The sequence below is a fragment of the Brachybacterium sp. GU-2 genome (assembly GCF_030866705.2).
Lineage (GTDB): Bacteria > Actinomycetota > Actinomycetes > Actinomycetales > Dermabacteraceae > Brachybacterium > Brachybacterium conglomeratum.
In genome coordinates, this window is the sequence record NZ_CP133037.2 from 3,342,304 (window position 1) to 3,357,045 (window position 14,742).

Consider the following 14,742-nt stretch of genomic DNA (forward strand, 5'->3'; position numbering starts at 1 on the left):
GGGAGATCCTTCGGGCGCGGGAGCGGGCTGGACCAGGATATGGAGCGCCGCGGCTCCGTGCCGTTCGGGGCGAGCGCACGGAGAAGGGGCCGGGGCGGATCACCGCACGGTGATCGGCCCCGGCCCCGGTCAGGAGCGCGCCGCGGTCACAGCGCCGCGGAGATCTCCTCGAGGATGCGGTTGAAGGTCGCCGACGGGCGCATCACCGCGGCGGTCTTCTCCGGGTCGGGGCGGTAGTAGCCGCCGATGTCCGCGGGCTCGCCCTGCACCGCGAGCAGCTCGGCGGCGATCGTCTCCTCGCCGCCTACGAGCTCCTTCGCGATGGGGCCGAAGGCGGTGGCGAGCTCCGCGTCCTCGGTCTGCTTCGCCAGCTCCTGCGCCCAGTACATCGCGAGGTAGAAGTGGCTGCCGCGGTTGTCGATCGAGCCGAGCCTGCGCTGCGGGGACTTCCCCTCGTTCAGCAGGGTCTCGGTCGCACGGTCCAGCGCGTCGGCCAGCACGGCGGCGCGGGCGTTGTCCGCGGTGCGGGAGAGGTGGCGCAGGGACTCGGCCAGTGCCAGGAACTCGCCGAGAGAGTCCCAGCGCAGGTAGTTCTCCTCGATGAGCTGCTGGACGTGCTTGGGCGCGGAGCCCCCGGCACCGGTCTCGAACAGGCCGCCGCCGTTCATCAGCGGCACCACCGAGAGCATCTTGGCGCTCGTGCCGAGCTCCATGATGGGGAAGAGATCGGTGAGGTAGTCGCGCAGCACGTTGCCGGTGACGGAGATGGTGTCCTCGCCGGCGCGGACGCGGGCCAGGGTGTGCTTCGTCGCCTCGATCGGGGAGAGGATGCGGAGGTCCAGGCCCTCGGTGTCCTCTTCGGCGAGGTAGGCATTCACCTTGGCGATGAGGTTGCGGTCGTGGGCGCGGGTCTCGTCCAGCCAGAACACGGCCGGCATCCCGGACTGGCGCGAGCGGCGCACGGCGAGCTGCACCCAGTCGCGGATCGGCGCGTCCTTCGCCTGGCAGGCGCGGAACACGTCGCCGGCGGCGACCTCGTGGGTCATCAGCGCCGCACCGGAGGAGTCGCGCACCTCGACGCGCCCGTCGGCGGCGATCTCGAAGGTCTTGTCGTGGGAGCCGTACTCCTCGGCCTTCTGCGCCATGAGGCCGACGTTGGGGACGGTGCCCATGGTGGTGGGGTCGAAGGCGCCGTTGCTCTGGCAGTCCTCGATGGTCGCGGAGTAGACGCCCGCGTAGGAGGAGTCCGGGATCACCGCGAGGGTGTCCTGCTCGGCGTCGTCCTTGTTCCACATGTGGCCCGAGGTGCGGATCATCGCCGGCATGGAGGCGTCGATGATGACGTCGGAGGGGACGTGAAGGTTGGTGATGCCCTTGTGGGAGTTCACCATCGCGAGGTCGGGGCCCGCGGCGAGGTCCTGGTCGATCGCGGCGCGGGCGCCCTCGCGCACCGACTCGTCGAGCTCGTCGATCCCGGCGAGCAGGCCGCCGAGCCCGTTGTTCGGGGACAGGCCCGCCTCGGCGAGCACGCCGCCGTACTGGGCGAACAGGGTGGGGAAGAAGGCGCGGACCGCGTGGCCGAAGAGGATCGGGTCGGAGACCTTCATCATCGTGGCCTTGAGGTGCAGGGAGAAGAGCACGCCCTGCTCCTTCGCCGCGGCGATCTGCTCGCGCAGGAAGGTCTCCAGCGCCGCGACCCGCATGACGGTGGAGTCGACGACCTCGCCGGCCAGCACCGGCACGGACGGCTTGAGCACGGTCTCCGTGCCGTCGGCGGCGACGTGCACGATCGAGAGGGTGTCCTCGGCCTCCATCACCACGGACTGCTCGTTGGAGCGGAAGTCGTCCGCGCCCATCGTCGCGACCGAGGTCGTGGAGTCCTTGCTCCACTCGCCCATGCGGTGGGGGTGCTTCTTGGCGAAGTTCTTCACCGCGGCGGGGGCGCGGCGGTCGGAGTTGCCCTCGCGCAGGACGGGGTTGACGGCCGAGCCCTTGACGGAGTCATAGCGGGCGCGGACGTCCTTCTCCTCGTCGGTCTCGGGGCTGTCGGGGTACTCCGGCAGGGCGATGCCCTGGCCCTGCAGCTCGGCGATCGCGGCCTTCAGCTGCGGCACGGAGGCCGAGATGTTGGGCAGCTTGATGATGTTCGCCTCGGGCGTCTTCGCGAGCTCGCCCAGCTCGGCGAGCGCGTCGGCCTCCCGCTGCTCCTCGGGCAGGAGGTCCGAGAACGCCGCGACGATGCGTCCGGCCAGGGAGATGTCACGGGTGGTGACCTCGATCCCGGCGGTGTCGGAGAAGGCGTCGAGGATCGGCAGGAACGAGGCGGTCGCCAGCATCGGTGCCTCGTCGGTGTGGGTGTAGATGATGCGCGCCATGTGTCGCGGGGCTCCCTCGGGTCGATGCGTCATGGATCTCGGGCCAAGACTATCTTGACGTCAAGAATTCTTCGACGGCGGGCACGGCCGTCCGCCGAACCGGACGCCCCCACGGTACGTGAGCGGGGTGCGGGGCGCAGTCCCGGGCGGCCGGTGGATCGACGGAGCGGCCGACGGGACGACAGAACGGCCGTGGAGGAGGCGAGCCGCCGCGGCGGCGAGGCGGAGAGGCGGCGAGTCGCCGCGGCGCTCAGCCGTCCTCGGGCTCGGCGCCCTCGAGCACCTCGAGGTCCCAGGGGTCGGAGAGCACGACGTGGGTGGCGCCCTCGGCGTCGACCGTGACGGCGAAGGCGTGGGCGCGGTAGTCGCCGGGGGAGAGGGCGCCGTGGCAGGTGCCGTGCGTGGTCCAGGCGGTCTCCGCGGTGCTCACCCCCTCGCCGTCCATCCACTGCAGCGGGATGCTGCCGGCGTTCCGGGCCCCGGCGACGATGACGCCGTCCCCGGGGCGGGTCACCACGATCCCGGTCATCACGGGCAGGGTCCCGTGGTCCTCGGAGGCGGCGGTGACCTGCGCGGTCGCACCCGCGCCCGCCTCGTCCTCGCCCGCCTCGGCATGGACGGCGGGGGAGGGGTCGGAGGCGGTGACGCTCAGCCCGGCGCCGTCGCCGACGGGGGCGAGCTCGCGGCCGCAGCCCAGGGAGGAGAGGTCCGCGGGGGTCTCGCCGTCCTCCGCCGTGACTGCGCCGGGAACGGCCCGCAGGCGGCCGTCGACCACGTCGAGCAGCACGTCGGCGCTCGCCTCCCAGCCGCTGCGCTCCGCGGCGCGGCCGGAGCCCTCCGGGCCTGCGCCGGACAGGCGCAGCAGGTACTGCCCGTCGGGCAGCGGGGCGTCGTCGCAGGTGCCGAGCACGAGCCGAGCGGTGACGGTGGAGGGTGCGGGGCCCTCGGTGGTCGTCTCGACCCGGGCCCGCACCACCATCGGCGGAGCCGGGGCGCCGTCGACGCCGAGCGCGTGCCCGTACCCCTCGGCCGGCGCGCCGCGGTCCGCGGGGTGCGCGGGCACGATCACGGCCTCGGGGGCGAGCCCGCCGTAGGCGGCGTCGGCCGCGAGGGCGAGGTCGCCGGTGATCATCACCTCGTTGCCCTCCGCCTACACGCTCGTGGGGGTCAGCGTCCCCGCGTCGCGGGAGGGCAGGGGGTCCTCCGCCGTGCCGGGCTCGCACAGCCAGGCGGGATCCACCGGGACGGTCTCGGCGCCGGCCACCTGCTCGGGGTCCATCGGGGCCGCGGTCGCCGCCGGGCTCGAGGGGTCCTCGCCGCCGAGCGGTCCGGGCAGCGCATCGCAGGCGACTATGGAGGCGGCGAGCGCGAGCGCCCCGGCGGCGGTGGCGATCCGTACCGGGCGCGCGAGCCCCCTGGCTGTCCTGGTCGACACCGTGTCCCCCTCCTCGTGGTCCCCGCACAGAACCTACCGGAGCGTCACAGCACCAGCAGGGTCACCGCCATGACGGCCATGCCGGCGATCAGCGAGTAGATGACCGTGTGGTGCTCCCCGGTCTCCTCCGCGGCAGGCAGCAGCTCGTCCAGGGACACGAACACCATCACCCCGGCCACGCCGGCCAGGATCGCGCCCATCGCGTCGCCGGTGAGCACGGGGGCGAGCAGCAGGTAGCCGATCACGGCGCCGACGGGCTCCGCGAGCCCCGTCATCGTCGCCAGCCAGAACGCCTTGCTGCGCGAGCCGGTCGCGCGGCGCACCGGCACGGCGACGGCGAGGCCCTCGGGGACGTTGTGCAGGGCGATCGCGGCGACCACGGGGATCGCGACCTCGGGGGCCTGCAGCGCGGCGACGAAGGTCGCGAAGCCCTCGGGCACGTTGTGCAGGGCCAGGGCCGCGGCGGTGATCGCGCCGGTGCGCAGCAGGCGGGCGCGCAGCGCCCGGTCCTCGAGCTGCTCGTCGGGCTCGCGCACCTCGGCCCGTCCGTGGCTGCCGTCCATGCGGCCGGCGAACTCGTGCGGGCTGACGGCGCGGGGGACGAGCCGGTCGAGCACGGCGATCAGCGCGATCCCGACGAAGAAGGACAGGGACGCCAGCGCCGTGCCGCGCCCGGTCGGGGACGCGCCGCCGGAGAGGACCCGGGCGCCCTCGGGCAGCAGCTCGACGAAGGAGACGTAGAGCATGACGCCGGCCGACAGGCCCAGCCCGCCGGCGAGGAACCTCGGCCCGGTCCCGCGGCCGAGCACGCCGAGAGCGGCGCCGATCGAGGTGGCGCCGCCGGCGACGAGGGTGAGGAGGAAGGCGACGAGCACCCGTGCACCCTACTGCGCGGTCCGCGCCTCGACGGGAACCCTCGGCCCGTCCCGTGGTGGGCACCACGGCCGACGCCGGGTGACCGCTCCTAGACTGACCCCATGCCCCCCGCCGACGCCTTCCTCACCGTCACCGACCTGCGCGCCCGCAGCCTGAGCGCCGCCCAGCTCACCGCCGTCCTGCCGCGCGCGGAGCTCGACGTCGCCGCGGCCGCCGAGGCCGTGCGCCCCGTGGTCGAGGACGTCGCCGCCCGCGGCGCCGACGCGGTGCTCGAGGCCTCCGAGCGCTTCGACGGGATCCGTCCCGCGCATCTGCGGGTCCCCGCCGCCGAGCTGGAGCGCGCCCTCGCGGAGCTCGACCCGCAGATCCGCTCCGCGCTCGATGAGTCGATCGCCCGGGTGCGCGCGGTCGACGCCGCCCAGGTCCGTCCCGCCGAGACCGTCGAGGTGGTGCCCGGAGGCACCGTCACCCAGCGCTGGGTCCCGGTGCGCCGCGTCGGCCTCTACGTGCCGGGCGGCCGCGCCGTGCTGCCCAGCTCCGTGGTGATGAACGTGGTGCCCGCCCAGGCCGCCGGGGTCGAGCAGATCGTGCTCGCCTCCCCGCCGCAGAAGGAGTTCGGCGGCCTGCCCCACCCCACGATCCTCGCCGCCTGCGCGCTGCTCGGGGTCACCGAGGTGCTCGCCGCCGGCGGCGCCCAGGCGATCGCGCTGCTCGCCCACGGCGCACAGGACCTCGGCGACGGCGACGGGCTCGAGGGCGTGGACCTCGTCACCGGACCCGGCAACGTCTACGTCGCCGCCGCCAAGCGCCTCGTGCGCGGAAAGGTCGGCATCGACGCCGAGGCCGGCCCCACCGAGATCGCGATCCTCGCCGACGACACCGCCGATCCCGCCTTCGTCGCCGCGGACCTCATCTCCCAGGCCGAGCACGACCCGATGGCCGCGAGCGTGCTGGTCACGCCGTCCGGGGCACTGGTCGAGGCGGTCGAGGCGGCGCTCGCCGCGCAGGTTCCCGCCGCCCTCCACCGCGAGCGGATCGAGGAGGCGCTGCGCGGACCGCAGAGCGGCGCCGTGCTCGTCGCGGACCTCGCCCAGGGCCTCGCGGTCGTGGACGCCTACGGCGCCGAGCACCTCGAGATCCAGACGGCCGAGGCCGACGAGGTCGCCGCACGCGTGACCAACGCCGGCGCCGTCTTCGTCGGCCCCCACAGCCCCGTCAGCCTCGGCGACTACGCCGCGGGCTCCAACCACGTGCTGCCCACGGGCGGCACCTCTCGCTTCACCGGCGGGCTCGGGGTGCAGACCTTCCTGCGCGGCATCCACGTGGTCCGCTACGACCGCGACGCGCTCGCGGGCGCGCGCGAGGCGGCGACCACGCTCGCCCGTGCCGAGGGGCTGCCCGCCCACGGCACCGCGATCGACGTGCGCTTCGAGGGCTGAGCAGGGGGCGCAGGCTGAGCGCCGGAGAGCGGCGTCCCGGAATTCTTTGCCGATTCTTGATTGCCGCAAGTGATGTAAGCGCATACAGTGTGTAAGCGCATACAGTCCGTGGGCACGGCGCCCGGGACGCCGATCCGCTCGACGAGGAGGTGGGCCATGACCGGCAATGGCGATTCGCTCCCGACCGCGACGATCTACCAGGTCGCCGAGCGGGCGGGCGTCTCGATCGCGACGGTGAGCCGCACCTTCTCCGACAGCTCTAAGGTCGCTGCCGGCACTCGCGAGGCGGTGCTCGAGGCCGCCCAGGACCTGAACTACGTCCCCGCTGCGGCGGCGCGCGCCCTCGCCGGACGACGCACTCGGGCGCTCGGCGCGGTGCTGCCCCACATCGACGGGCACTACTACGCGCAGCTGCTGGTCGGCTTCGAGATCGCCGCCTCCGAGCTCGGCCTGTCCGTGGTACTCGCCCTCGCCTCTCCCGACGGGGTCCGCTCGACCGCCGCCCTCGACCTTCTCGGGCGCGTCGACGGCGTCGCCTTCATGGCGCCGAGCGGCGCCGACGACGCCTTCGTCGCCCGCGTGGCCGGAGTGCGCCCCACCGTCACCGTCGCCCGCGGACGCGTCGAGGGCGCCGACGCGATCCACGCCGAGAACCGCACCCCTGCCCGCGAGCTCACCGCGCACCTGCTCGCCCACGGCCGGCGCCGGATCGGCTTCGTCGGCCGGCCCGAGCCCGGCTCGGACATCGCCGGCCGCCATCGCGGATGCCTCGATGCGCTCGAGGCCGAGGGGCTCTGCCTGGTGCGCCTCCACGAGGCGGACCCCGTCGAGGGCGCCGGGCGCGAGGTCGCCGAGCAGATCCTGCGCGGACCGCTCGACCTCGACGCGCTCGTGTGCGGCAACGACGAGCTCGCGCTCGCCGTCGTCGCCCGTCTCACCGAGGGCGGCGTGCGCGTCCCCGAGGACGTCGCCGTCACCGGCTGGGACGACTCGCTCGCCGCCCGCTACATCACCCCCGGACTGACCACGGTCCGCCAGGAGGTCGCCGAGCTCGGCGCCCTCGCCGCCCGACGGCTCGCCGCCCGCATCGACGGGAATCCGGCGCTCGAACCCGTCACCGTCGGCTCCCGGGCCGTGCTCCGCGCCAGCTGCGGCTGCCCGCGCGCCGCCTGACCCCGACCTCCGCGCCGCTCCGCGGTCCGCCCCGCTCCGGACCCGACGACGCGACCGCCGCACCCCCGATCCCGCCCACGCCGGACCGCTTCCGACCCGCAGCACCCGCATCACCGACGAAGGAGTCACCATGTCCCTCACCGCACGCCCCACCCGTCGCTCCGTCACCGCCGGCCTCGGCGCCGCCGCCACCCTCGGACTGCTCGCCGCCTGCGGCCGCCCCGACGCGGAGCCCGGCGGTGGCACCGCCGCCTCCGCCGAGCCGATCGCGGAGGGCGCGGCCACCGGCTCCCTCACCGTCTGGGCGATGGGCGCCGAGGGCGAGAAGCTGCCCGAGCTGCTCAAGGGCTTCCAGGAGCAGAACCCCGAGGTCACCGTCGAGGTCACCCCCGTCCCCTGGGACAGTGCCCACGACAAGTTCACCTCCGCGATCGCCGCCGGCACCGCCCCGGACGTCGCCCAGGTCGGCTCGACCTGGATGGCCGAGTTCGTGGGCCTGGACGCGCTGGAGCCCACGCCCTCCGAGATCGCGACCGACGACTACTTCGCCGGAGCCCTCGACTCCGTGACCGTGGACGAGACCGTCTACGGCGTGCCGTGGTACGTCGAGACCCGCGTGGTCTTCTATCGCAAGGACCTCGCCGAGAAGGCCGGGATCACCGAACCGCCCACCGACTGGGACGGCCTGGTCGCCCTCGCCCAGGCGTACCAGGAGCAGGCGGGCGCCACCTGGGGCATCTCCCTGCAGCCCGGCGGCACAGGGTCCTGGCAGACCGTGATGCCGCTGATCTGGTCCAACGGCGGCAACGTCGTGGACGAGGCGGGAGGTGCCTTCACCTTCGATTCCCCGCGGAACGAGGAGGCGCTGGCCTACTACCAGTCCTACTTCACCGACGGGATCGCGAACCCGGCCCCCGCCGACGGCACCACCGAGCAGGACTTCGTCTCCGGCGCCGTGCCGATGTTCATCTCCGGCCCTTGGATGATGAGCGCCGTCGAGGCCGTGGGCGGGGAGGGCTTCGCCGACAAGTACGGCGTGTTCACCATGCCCGTGAAGGAGTCCGGCTCGAGCTTCCTGGGCGGTGCGAACCTCGGCGTCTTCCAGGGCACGGAGAACCGTGACGCCGCCTGGAAGCTCGTCCAGTACCTCTCCACCCCGGAGGTGCAGGTGGAGTGGTTCGCGCAGTCGACCGACCTGCCCGCGCTCCAGCAGGGCTGGGAGGACGAGTCCGTCGCCTCGAACGAGAAGTTCGAGGTCTTCCGCGCACAGCTCGACACCGCGATCGCCCCGCCCGTGGTCGCGAGCTGGGAGCAGGTCGCCGCGTCCTTCGACGCGCAGATCGAGGAGGTCTGCAAGAACGACCTCGCCCCCGCCGAGGCCCTCGCGGCGACCCAGTCCGAGGCCCAGGGCATCGGCACCGGAGCCTGAGATGAGCACCTCCACCATTCCCTCGGCGGGCCCCGCGCGGCCCGCGGGCGGGAGCACGGGCGCCGCCGGCGGGGGAGCGGTCGCGGCCGGTCCCCGCCGTCGGCGCTCCCGGCGCGGGGCCGCCGAGGCCCGCGCCGGCCTCCTGCTCGCCCTGCCCTTCGTGATCCTCTTCGCCGTCTTCACCGCCTGGCCGGTGCTGCAGTCGATGATCATGTCGTTCACCGACATGCGCATCTCCGACATCCGCACGCCCTTCGCGGTGGACTTCGTGGGCCTCGAGAACTACCGCACGGCCTTCGCCGATCCGGTCTTCCGCCGCGCCGCGGCGAACACCGGCGTGTTCGTGCTGCTCGGCGTGCCGCTGACGATCATCGCCGGGCTCGCCGCCGCGATCGCACTGAACCAGGGGGTCGGGCGGCTGCGCTCGGTCTTCCGGATCGGCTTCTACTCGCCCGTGATCACCTCGATCGTCGCGGTCGCCGTCGTCTGGCGCTTCCTGCTCCAGCCCGAGACGGGCCTGGTCAACACCGTGCTGGGCTGGGTCGGCATCGACGGGCCGCACTGGCTCGGCGACCAGCGCACCGCGCTGCTCTCCCTGGTGGTGATGGCGGTGTGGCGCAACTTCGGCACCTCGATGATCATCTTCCTCGCAGGGCTGCAGGCCGTGGACCCGGGACTCCATGAGGCCGCGGCGCTCGACGGCGCCGGTCGCTGGCGCCGCTTCGTCAGCATCACCCTGCCCTCGATCCGGCCGACGATGCTGTTCGTGCTGGTCACCACCTCGATCGGGTATCTGCAGTTCTTCGAAGAGCCCTTCGTGATGACCAGCGGCGGCCCGCTGAACGCCACCGTGTCGGCGTCGATGTACACCTACAACCAGTTCGGCTTCGGCAACTACGGCGTCGCCGGCGCCATGGCCTACCTGACCTTCCTCGTCATCGGCATCGTCACCCTGGTCCAGTTCCGCCTGATGAGGGAGAAGTGATGCTCGAGCGCCGCAGTCCCGTCCTGACCTACATCGTCCTGACGATCTTCCTGCTCCTGGTGATCACCCCCTTCGTGTGGATGCTGCTCGGGAGCCTGAAGACCCAGGGGGAGCTGCTGCGGGTGCCGCCGACCTGGCTGCCCGAGGCCCCCACTCTCGACAACTTCCGCCGCCTGTTCGACCGTCCCTTCGGCAGGTTCTTCGCGAACTCGACCGTGGTCGCTCTCGTCGTCACGATCGGGAACCTGCTGCTGAGCTCGATGTTCGGCTACGCCCTCGCCCACCTGAACTTCCCCTTCAAGCGGCTGCTGTTCGTGCTGGTGCTGGGCTGCCTGATGATCCCGGGCCTGGTCACCTTCATCCCGCAGTACGTCCTGGTGGTGAACCTGAGCCTGGCAGACACCCTGCCCGCGCTGATCCTGCCTTTCCTGGTCCAGCCCTTCAGCGTGTTCCTCATGCGGCAGTTCTTCCTGGGCCTGCCGCGCGAGCTGCTGGAGGCCGGGCGCATCGACGGCGTCGGGGAGATCGCGATCTTCTTCCGGATCTACCTGCCGCTGGCGGGCCCGGCCTTCGCGACCCTCGGCATCCTCACCTTCCTCGGCTCCTGGAACAACTTCCTGTGGCCGCTGGTGGTGTCCTCGAGCGAGTCCACCTACACCCTCCCGGTGGCGCTCGCCTTGATCTCCACCGGCCAGAACGAGACCGACTACGGCCTGCTGCTCGCGGGCGCGACCCTCATCGTGCTGCCGATCCTGGTGGTCTTCCTCTTCTTCCAGCGCCACTTCATCCAGGGCATCGCCTCCACCGGCATCAAGTGAGTCCCGACGCCGACCGCCCGCCACGTGGCGGGCCGCCGGCACCCCAACCGCCACCACGCCTCGAGGAGGCATCGTGACCCTTCGCCCCCGCGCGACCGGCATCGACCGGCGCACCCTGCTCACCGTCCCCCTGCTCGGCGCCGGCGCCCCCGCGGCGACAGCCGCGGCCCCCGGTCGCGCCGCCGCACCCGCCCGCGCCGCGGACGCCCGGCCCGTCGGACCCGCCGGCCCCTCCGCCCCGTCCGGCGCCGACCGCGCCCTGCTGCGCCGCTGGGCGGCCGACAGCTGGCGCAGCCTCGATGCGATGACGGTGCGACGGACGGGCCTGATCTCGGACAGCATCGACGCGTCCCTCGTCGGCCACTCCCGCCACACCTCGCCCACCAACATCGGCGGCTCCCTCTGGTCCGCGCTCGTCGCCCGCGAGCTGCGGCTGATCACCCCGGGCGACGCCCGTCGGCGCGTCGCCGCGACGCTCACCAGCCTCGAGGAGATGGAGCACCACGAGCCCTCCGGCATGTACGTGAACTGGTACGACGAGACAGACGGCACGATCCTGCGCGCCTGGCCCGGCACCGGCGCCCCCGTCGTCCCCTTCGTCTCGAGCGTGGACATGGGCTGGCTCGGCGCAGCCCTCCACCTCGTCGCCGAGGCCGACCCCTCCAACCGCCGTCGTGCCCGGCGCCTGCTAGACGGGATGCGCTGGGACGTGTTCTTCGACCGCGATGTGGCCGCGCAGCCCGGCCAGATCGTCGGCGGCTTCTGGATCGAGGACCCGGGCCGGGAAGATGCCGAGCTGCTCCCGCTCATGGGCGGGATCCCGGGGTCGGATGTCTGGTACCACACCGGCCACCACTACGACACGGCCGTCTCCGAGGCCCGGATGGTCACCTATCTCGGCATCATCGCGGGTCAGATCCCCGCGGCCGCCTACTTCACGACCTTCCGCACCTTCCCGCCCGAGTGGGACTGGCCCGAGATGCCGTCGGTGGGGGAGTGGACCGAGCACGAGGGCGTCGCCGTCTTCGAGGGCGCCCACACCTACCGCGGCATGGAGATCGTCCCCGGCTGGGGCGGCTCCATGTTCGAGGAGCTCATGCCGGACCTCTTCGTGCCCGAGGCCGCCTGGGGACCCGACAGCTGGGGACGCAACCATCCCCTGCACGTGCGCGCCCAGCGCGAGCACGGACTGGACGAGGCCGGATACGGCTACTGGGGCTTCTCCCCGAGCTCCGACCCGCACGGCGGCTACCGCGAGTACGGCGTCGACGCGCTCGGCCTGAACCCCACCGGCTACTTCTCCGACGCCGCCGGCACCGACTGGCACGCAGGCGAGCCCTACCCGCAGGGCCTGGACGGCGTGGTCACCCCGCACGCCGCGGCGCTCGCCCTCCAGTACGAGACGGACGCCGCGCTCGAGAACCTCTCGCGGATCGAGACCGAGCTCGCCGCCTACGGCCCGGGAGGCTTCCACGACGCGGTCGCCACGCGCACCGGGGTGCGTGCCGAACGGCACCTCTCCCTGGACCAGTCGATGATCATGGGGGCGCTGGGCAACGTGCTCCTGGACGGCCGGCTGCATGAATGGTTCGCGACCGACGAGATCGAGGCCGCGCTGCGCCCCGTGCTCGCCCAGGAGGTGTTCCGTGCCCACGGCTGACCGCTCCCTGCCCCGCCTCCTGTCCGGCGTAGACGGCACCCGCTACCGGGACCTCAACGGCAACGGCGTCATGGACCCCTACGAGGACCCGCGCCTGAGCGCCGAGGAGCGGACCGAGGACCTCCTGGCCCGGCTCTCCCTCGAGGAGAAGGTCGGGCTGCTCTTCCACACCGTCATCGAGACCGGCCCGGACGGCACGCTGCTGGAGACCCCCGGCGCGATCTCCAAGTCGCCGACGACGACGGTCGTCTCCCGGAAGCTGATGACGCACTTCAACGTGCACGGCCTGGAGAGCGCCGAGGCCGCCGCCCGCTGGCACAACCGCCTCCAGCAGCTCGCCGAGACCACCCCGCACGGGATCCCGGTGACGATCTCGACCGACCCCCGCCACGGAGGCGCCCAGAACGCCGGCACCTCCTGGGCGACGTCCTTCTTCTCCCTGTGGCCGGAGCCGCTCGGGCTCGGTGCGCTGCACGACCCGGAGCTCGTGCGCGTCTGGGCGGACACCGTGCGGCGCGAGTACACCGCCGTCGGGATCCGCGCCGGCCTCCACCCCGTCGCGGACCTCGCCACCGAGCCCCGCTGGGCCCGGCAGCGCGAGTGCTTCTCCCAGGACCCCGAGCTCACCGCCGAGCTCGTCGGCGCCGCGCTCGAGGGTCTCGCCGGCGAGGAGGGGGAGCCGTCGGTGCAGTCCACCGTCAAGCACTTCCCGGGCGCCGGGCCGCAGAGGGACGGCGAGGACGCCCACTTCCCCTACGGCCGGGACCAGGTCTACCCGGGCGGGCGCTTCGAGGACCATCTGCTGCCCTTCCGGGTCGCGATCGACGCGGGCGCCGAGGCGATCATGCCCTACTACGGACGGCCCGTCGGGCTCGTGCGCGACGGCGAGGCGATCGAGGCCGTCGGCTTCGGCTTCAACAGGCAGGTCCTCACCGGGCTGCTGCGCGGCGAGCTCGGGTACGAGGGGGTGATCGTCAGCGACTGGGAGCTGGTCAACGACAACCACGTCGGCGACCAGGTGCTGCCGGCCCGCGCCTGGGGAGTCGAGGAGCTCACCCCCTCACAGCGCATGGAGCGGATCCTCGAGGCGGGCGCCGACCAGTTCGGCGGTGAGGAGTGCACCGAGCTGCTGCTGGACCTCGTGCGCGAGGGCGCCGTGGCCGAAGAGCGGATCACCGACTCGGCGCGTCGCCTGCTGCGGGTCAAGTTCCGTCTGGGCCTGTTCGACGACCCCTACGTCGACGAGTCCGCTGCCGCGGAGCGCGTGGGCACCGAGGAGGACCGCCGGCGCGGCCACGAGGCCCAGGCCCGCAGCGTCGTCGTGCTCCACGACGACGGCGGCCTGCTGCCCCTGCGCCCGGCGGGCAGCGGCTCCGGGGGCCGGCTGCGCCTCTACACGGAGGGGCTCCCCGAGGCGGTCGTCGCCGCGCTCGGCGAGCCCGTCGAGCACCCGGCCGACGCGGACCTCGCCCTGCTGCGGATCGGAGCCCCCTTCCAGCCGCGGGACGACCTCTTCCTCGAGGCCTGGTTCCACCAGGGCGACCTGTCGTTCCCGCCCGGTCTCGCGCACCGGCTCGCACGGATCCGGGCGGTCTGCCCGCTGGTGCTCGACGTCGATCTCGACCGGGCGGCAGTGCTCACCGACATCGCCCCCGTCTGCGACGCGCTCACCGGCACCTTCGGGGTCTCGGGCGCCGCCTGGGTCGACGCGATCACCGGAAGGGTGCCGGCGGCGGGCCGACTGCCGCTGGACCTGCCGCGGTCGATGGAGGCGGTGCGCGCAGCGCCCGAGGACGTCCCCGGCGGGACCGCGAACCCGCTGTACCCGTTCGGGCACGGCATGGATCTCGCGGCGGGTCCGGACGGGCACGGCTGACCGCCCGGGTCCTGACGGGCCGGACGGAGAGCGCAGGGCGGAGAGCCGGGGCAGGGGCGGACGCATCACGTCCGCGGCCGGGGCGGGTGCGCGGCGAGGACGCTCGGTGGGGAGGCTCGTCGGGGGCGAGCTCAGCCGGCGCCGGCCGTCCGGTCGGCGCCCGTCGGGGTCTCCTCGACGGCGGCGCGGCGCTCCGCGGCACGCTCGCCCCGGGTGAGCCACAGCGCGATCGCGCGCCAGCCCAGCATCCCGACCGCCAGCACGATCGCGGTGACGATGAGGAAGGACACCTCGGTGCCCGCCCCGAACAGGGTGCGGACCGCCATCCCGGTCGCGAGGGTGATCGCCCACACGAAGAGTCCGTGCGGCCAGATCCGGAACGGGGCGCGCCAGGCGCGGATCGCGAGATGGCCCAGCAGCGCGCCGACGGCGAAGGGCCACCCCACCAGGAAGATGTTCTCGGTGGTCAGGGGCGTGCCGTGCTGCACGAAGCCGATGGCGACGAAGAGGATGACGACCAGCAGGTCGCCGACGAGGGCACCCAGGGAACGGAACATCCCGCCAGGGTACTGGGACGCGGCGGGGAGCTCACCGAGGGAAGGCGCCGGGAGGACCGACGCGGGGATGCGGGGCGAGATGACGATGAGCCACGTCACGTCGGCGACGGCCCCGGGGC

General features: G+C 73.4%; 12 protein-coding genes. 7 read left to right on the forward strand and 5 right to left on the reverse strand.

What is annotated here, in order from left to right; all coding sequences use genetic code 11:
• Nucleotides 1-146: 146 nt before the first annotated feature.
• From RBL05_RS15360 to zupT, 4 genes are all read right to left on the reverse strand, one after another.
• Nucleotides 147-2,375 carry an NADP-dependent isocitrate dehydrogenase gene (locus RBL05_RS15360; protein ID WP_308738739.1) on the reverse strand — a complete coding sequence of 743 codons (2,229 nt, stop codon included), beginning with the start codon at nucleotides 2,373-2,375 and terminating at the stop codon, nucleotides 147-149.
• A gap of 250 nt (nucleotides 2,376-2,625) precedes the next feature.
• The gene (locus tag RBL05_RS15365) at nucleotides 2,626-3,507 is read right to left on the reverse strand and encodes a hypothetical protein (RefSeq protein WP_308738738.1); all 882 of its coding nucleotides are present in this window, start codon (nucleotides 3,505-3,507) and stop codon (nucleotides 2,626-2,628) included.
• 18 nt (nucleotides 3,508-3,525) lie between these two features.
• The gene (locus RBL05_RS15370; RefSeq protein ID WP_308738737.1) at nucleotides 3,526-3,810 is read right to left on the reverse strand and encodes a hypothetical protein; all 285 of its coding nucleotides are present in this window, start codon (nucleotides 3,808-3,810) and stop codon (nucleotides 3,526-3,528) included.
• A gap of 44 nt (nucleotides 3,811-3,854) precedes the next feature.
• Complete coding sequence (zupT, locus tag RBL05_RS15375) at nucleotides 3,855-4,685, reverse strand: zinc transporter ZupT (protein ID WP_308738736.1); 831 nt, start codon at nucleotides 4,683-4,685, stop codon at nucleotides 3,855-3,857.
• Between the two features lie 102 nt (nucleotides 4,686-4,787).
• Between zupT and hisD the strand changes: the two genes are divergently transcribed.
• From hisD to RBL05_RS15410, 7 genes are all read left to right on the forward strand, one after another.
• A complete protein-coding gene (hisD, locus tag RBL05_RS15380) occupies nucleotides 4,788-6,125 on the forward strand; it encodes a histidinol dehydrogenase (RefSeq protein ID WP_308738735.1) in 1,338 nt (445 codons plus the stop codon).
• Between the two features lie 156 nt (nucleotides 6,126-6,281).
• Complete coding sequence (locus RBL05_RS15385; protein WP_308738734.1) at nucleotides 6,282-7,298, forward strand: LacI family DNA-binding transcriptional regulator; 1,017 nt, start codon at nucleotides 6,282-6,284, stop codon at nucleotides 7,296-7,298.
• Nucleotides 7,299-7,428: 130 nt separating this feature from the next.
• Nucleotides 7,429-8,727 carry a sugar ABC transporter substrate-binding protein gene (locus RBL05_RS15390; protein ID WP_308738733.1) on the forward strand — a complete coding sequence of 433 codons (1,299 nt, stop codon included), beginning with the start codon at nucleotides 7,429-7,431 and terminating at the stop codon, nucleotides 8,725-8,727.
• 1 nt (nucleotide 8,728) lies between these two features.
• Nucleotides 8,729-9,712, forward strand: a complete 984-nt coding sequence (locus RBL05_RS15395) for a carbohydrate ABC transporter permease (protein ID WP_308738732.1) — start codon at nucleotides 8,729-8,731, stop codon at nucleotides 9,710-9,712.
• Nucleotides 9,712-10,530 carry a carbohydrate ABC transporter permease gene (locus tag RBL05_RS15400; protein ID WP_308738731.1) on the forward strand — a complete coding sequence of 273 codons (819 nt, stop codon included), beginning with the start codon at nucleotides 9,712-9,714 and terminating at the stop codon, nucleotides 10,528-10,530. Before RBL05_RS15395 ends, RBL05_RS15400 begins: the two co-directional genes overlap by 1 nt.
• A 73-nt stretch (nucleotides 10,531-10,603) precedes the next feature.
• Nucleotides 10,604-12,190 carry a glucoamylase family protein gene (locus RBL05_RS15405; RefSeq protein WP_308738730.1) on the forward strand — a complete coding sequence of 529 codons (1,587 nt, stop codon included), beginning with the start codon at nucleotides 10,604-10,606 and terminating at the stop codon, nucleotides 12,188-12,190.
• Nucleotides 12,177-14,066 carry a glycoside hydrolase family 3 protein gene (locus tag RBL05_RS15410; protein WP_308738729.1) on the forward strand — a complete coding sequence of 630 codons (1,890 nt, stop codon included), beginning with the start codon at nucleotides 12,177-12,179 and terminating at the stop codon, nucleotides 14,064-14,066. Before RBL05_RS15405 ends, RBL05_RS15410 begins: the two co-directional genes overlap by 14 nt.
• A 131-nt stretch (nucleotides 14,067-14,197) precedes the next feature.
• On the opposite strand, the gene RBL05_RS15415 is transcribed toward RBL05_RS15410, so the two are convergent.
• On the reverse strand, nucleotides 14,198-14,623 hold the full coding sequence (locus RBL05_RS15415; RefSeq protein WP_308738728.1) for a DUF3054 domain-containing protein: 426 nt from the start codon (nucleotides 14,621-14,623) through the stop codon (nucleotides 14,198-14,200).
• Nucleotides 14,624-14,742 lie beyond the last annotated feature (119 nt).

What these genes read in the sequence shown, in the direction of transcription:
- RBL05_RS15365 (WP_308738738.1), bottom strand. Translation starts at nt 3,507, where the DNA reads ATGATCACCGGCGACCTCGCCCTCGCGGCCGACGCCGCCTACGGCGGG.
- RBL05_RS15415 (WP_308738728.1), bottom strand. Translation starts at nt 14,623, where the DNA reads ATGTTCCGTTCCCTGGGTGCCCTCGTCGGCGACCTGCTGGTCGTCATC.
- RBL05_RS15395 (WP_308738732.1), top strand. Translation starts at nt 8,729, where the DNA reads ATGAGCACCTCCACCATTCCCTCGGCGGGCCCCGCGCGGCCCGCGGGC.
- RBL05_RS15400 (WP_308738731.1), top strand. Translation starts at nt 9,712, where the DNA reads ATGCTCGAGCGCCGCAGTCCCGTCCTGACCTACATCGTCCTGACGATC.
- hisD (WP_308738735.1), top strand. Translation starts at nt 4,788, where the DNA reads ATGCCCCCCGCCGACGCCTTCCTCACCGTCACCGACCTGCGCGCCCGC.
- RBL05_RS15360 (WP_308738739.1), bottom strand. Translation starts at nt 2,375, where the DNA reads ATGGCGCGCATCATCTACACCCACACCGACGAGGCACCGATGCTGGCG.
- RBL05_RS15385 (WP_308738734.1), top strand. Translation starts at nt 6,282, where the DNA reads ATGACCGGCAATGGCGATTCGCTCCCGACCGCGACGATCTACCAGGTC.
- RBL05_RS15390 (WP_308738733.1), top strand. Translation starts at nt 7,429, where the DNA reads ATGTCCCTCACCGCACGCCCCACCCGTCGCTCCGTCACCGCCGGCCTC.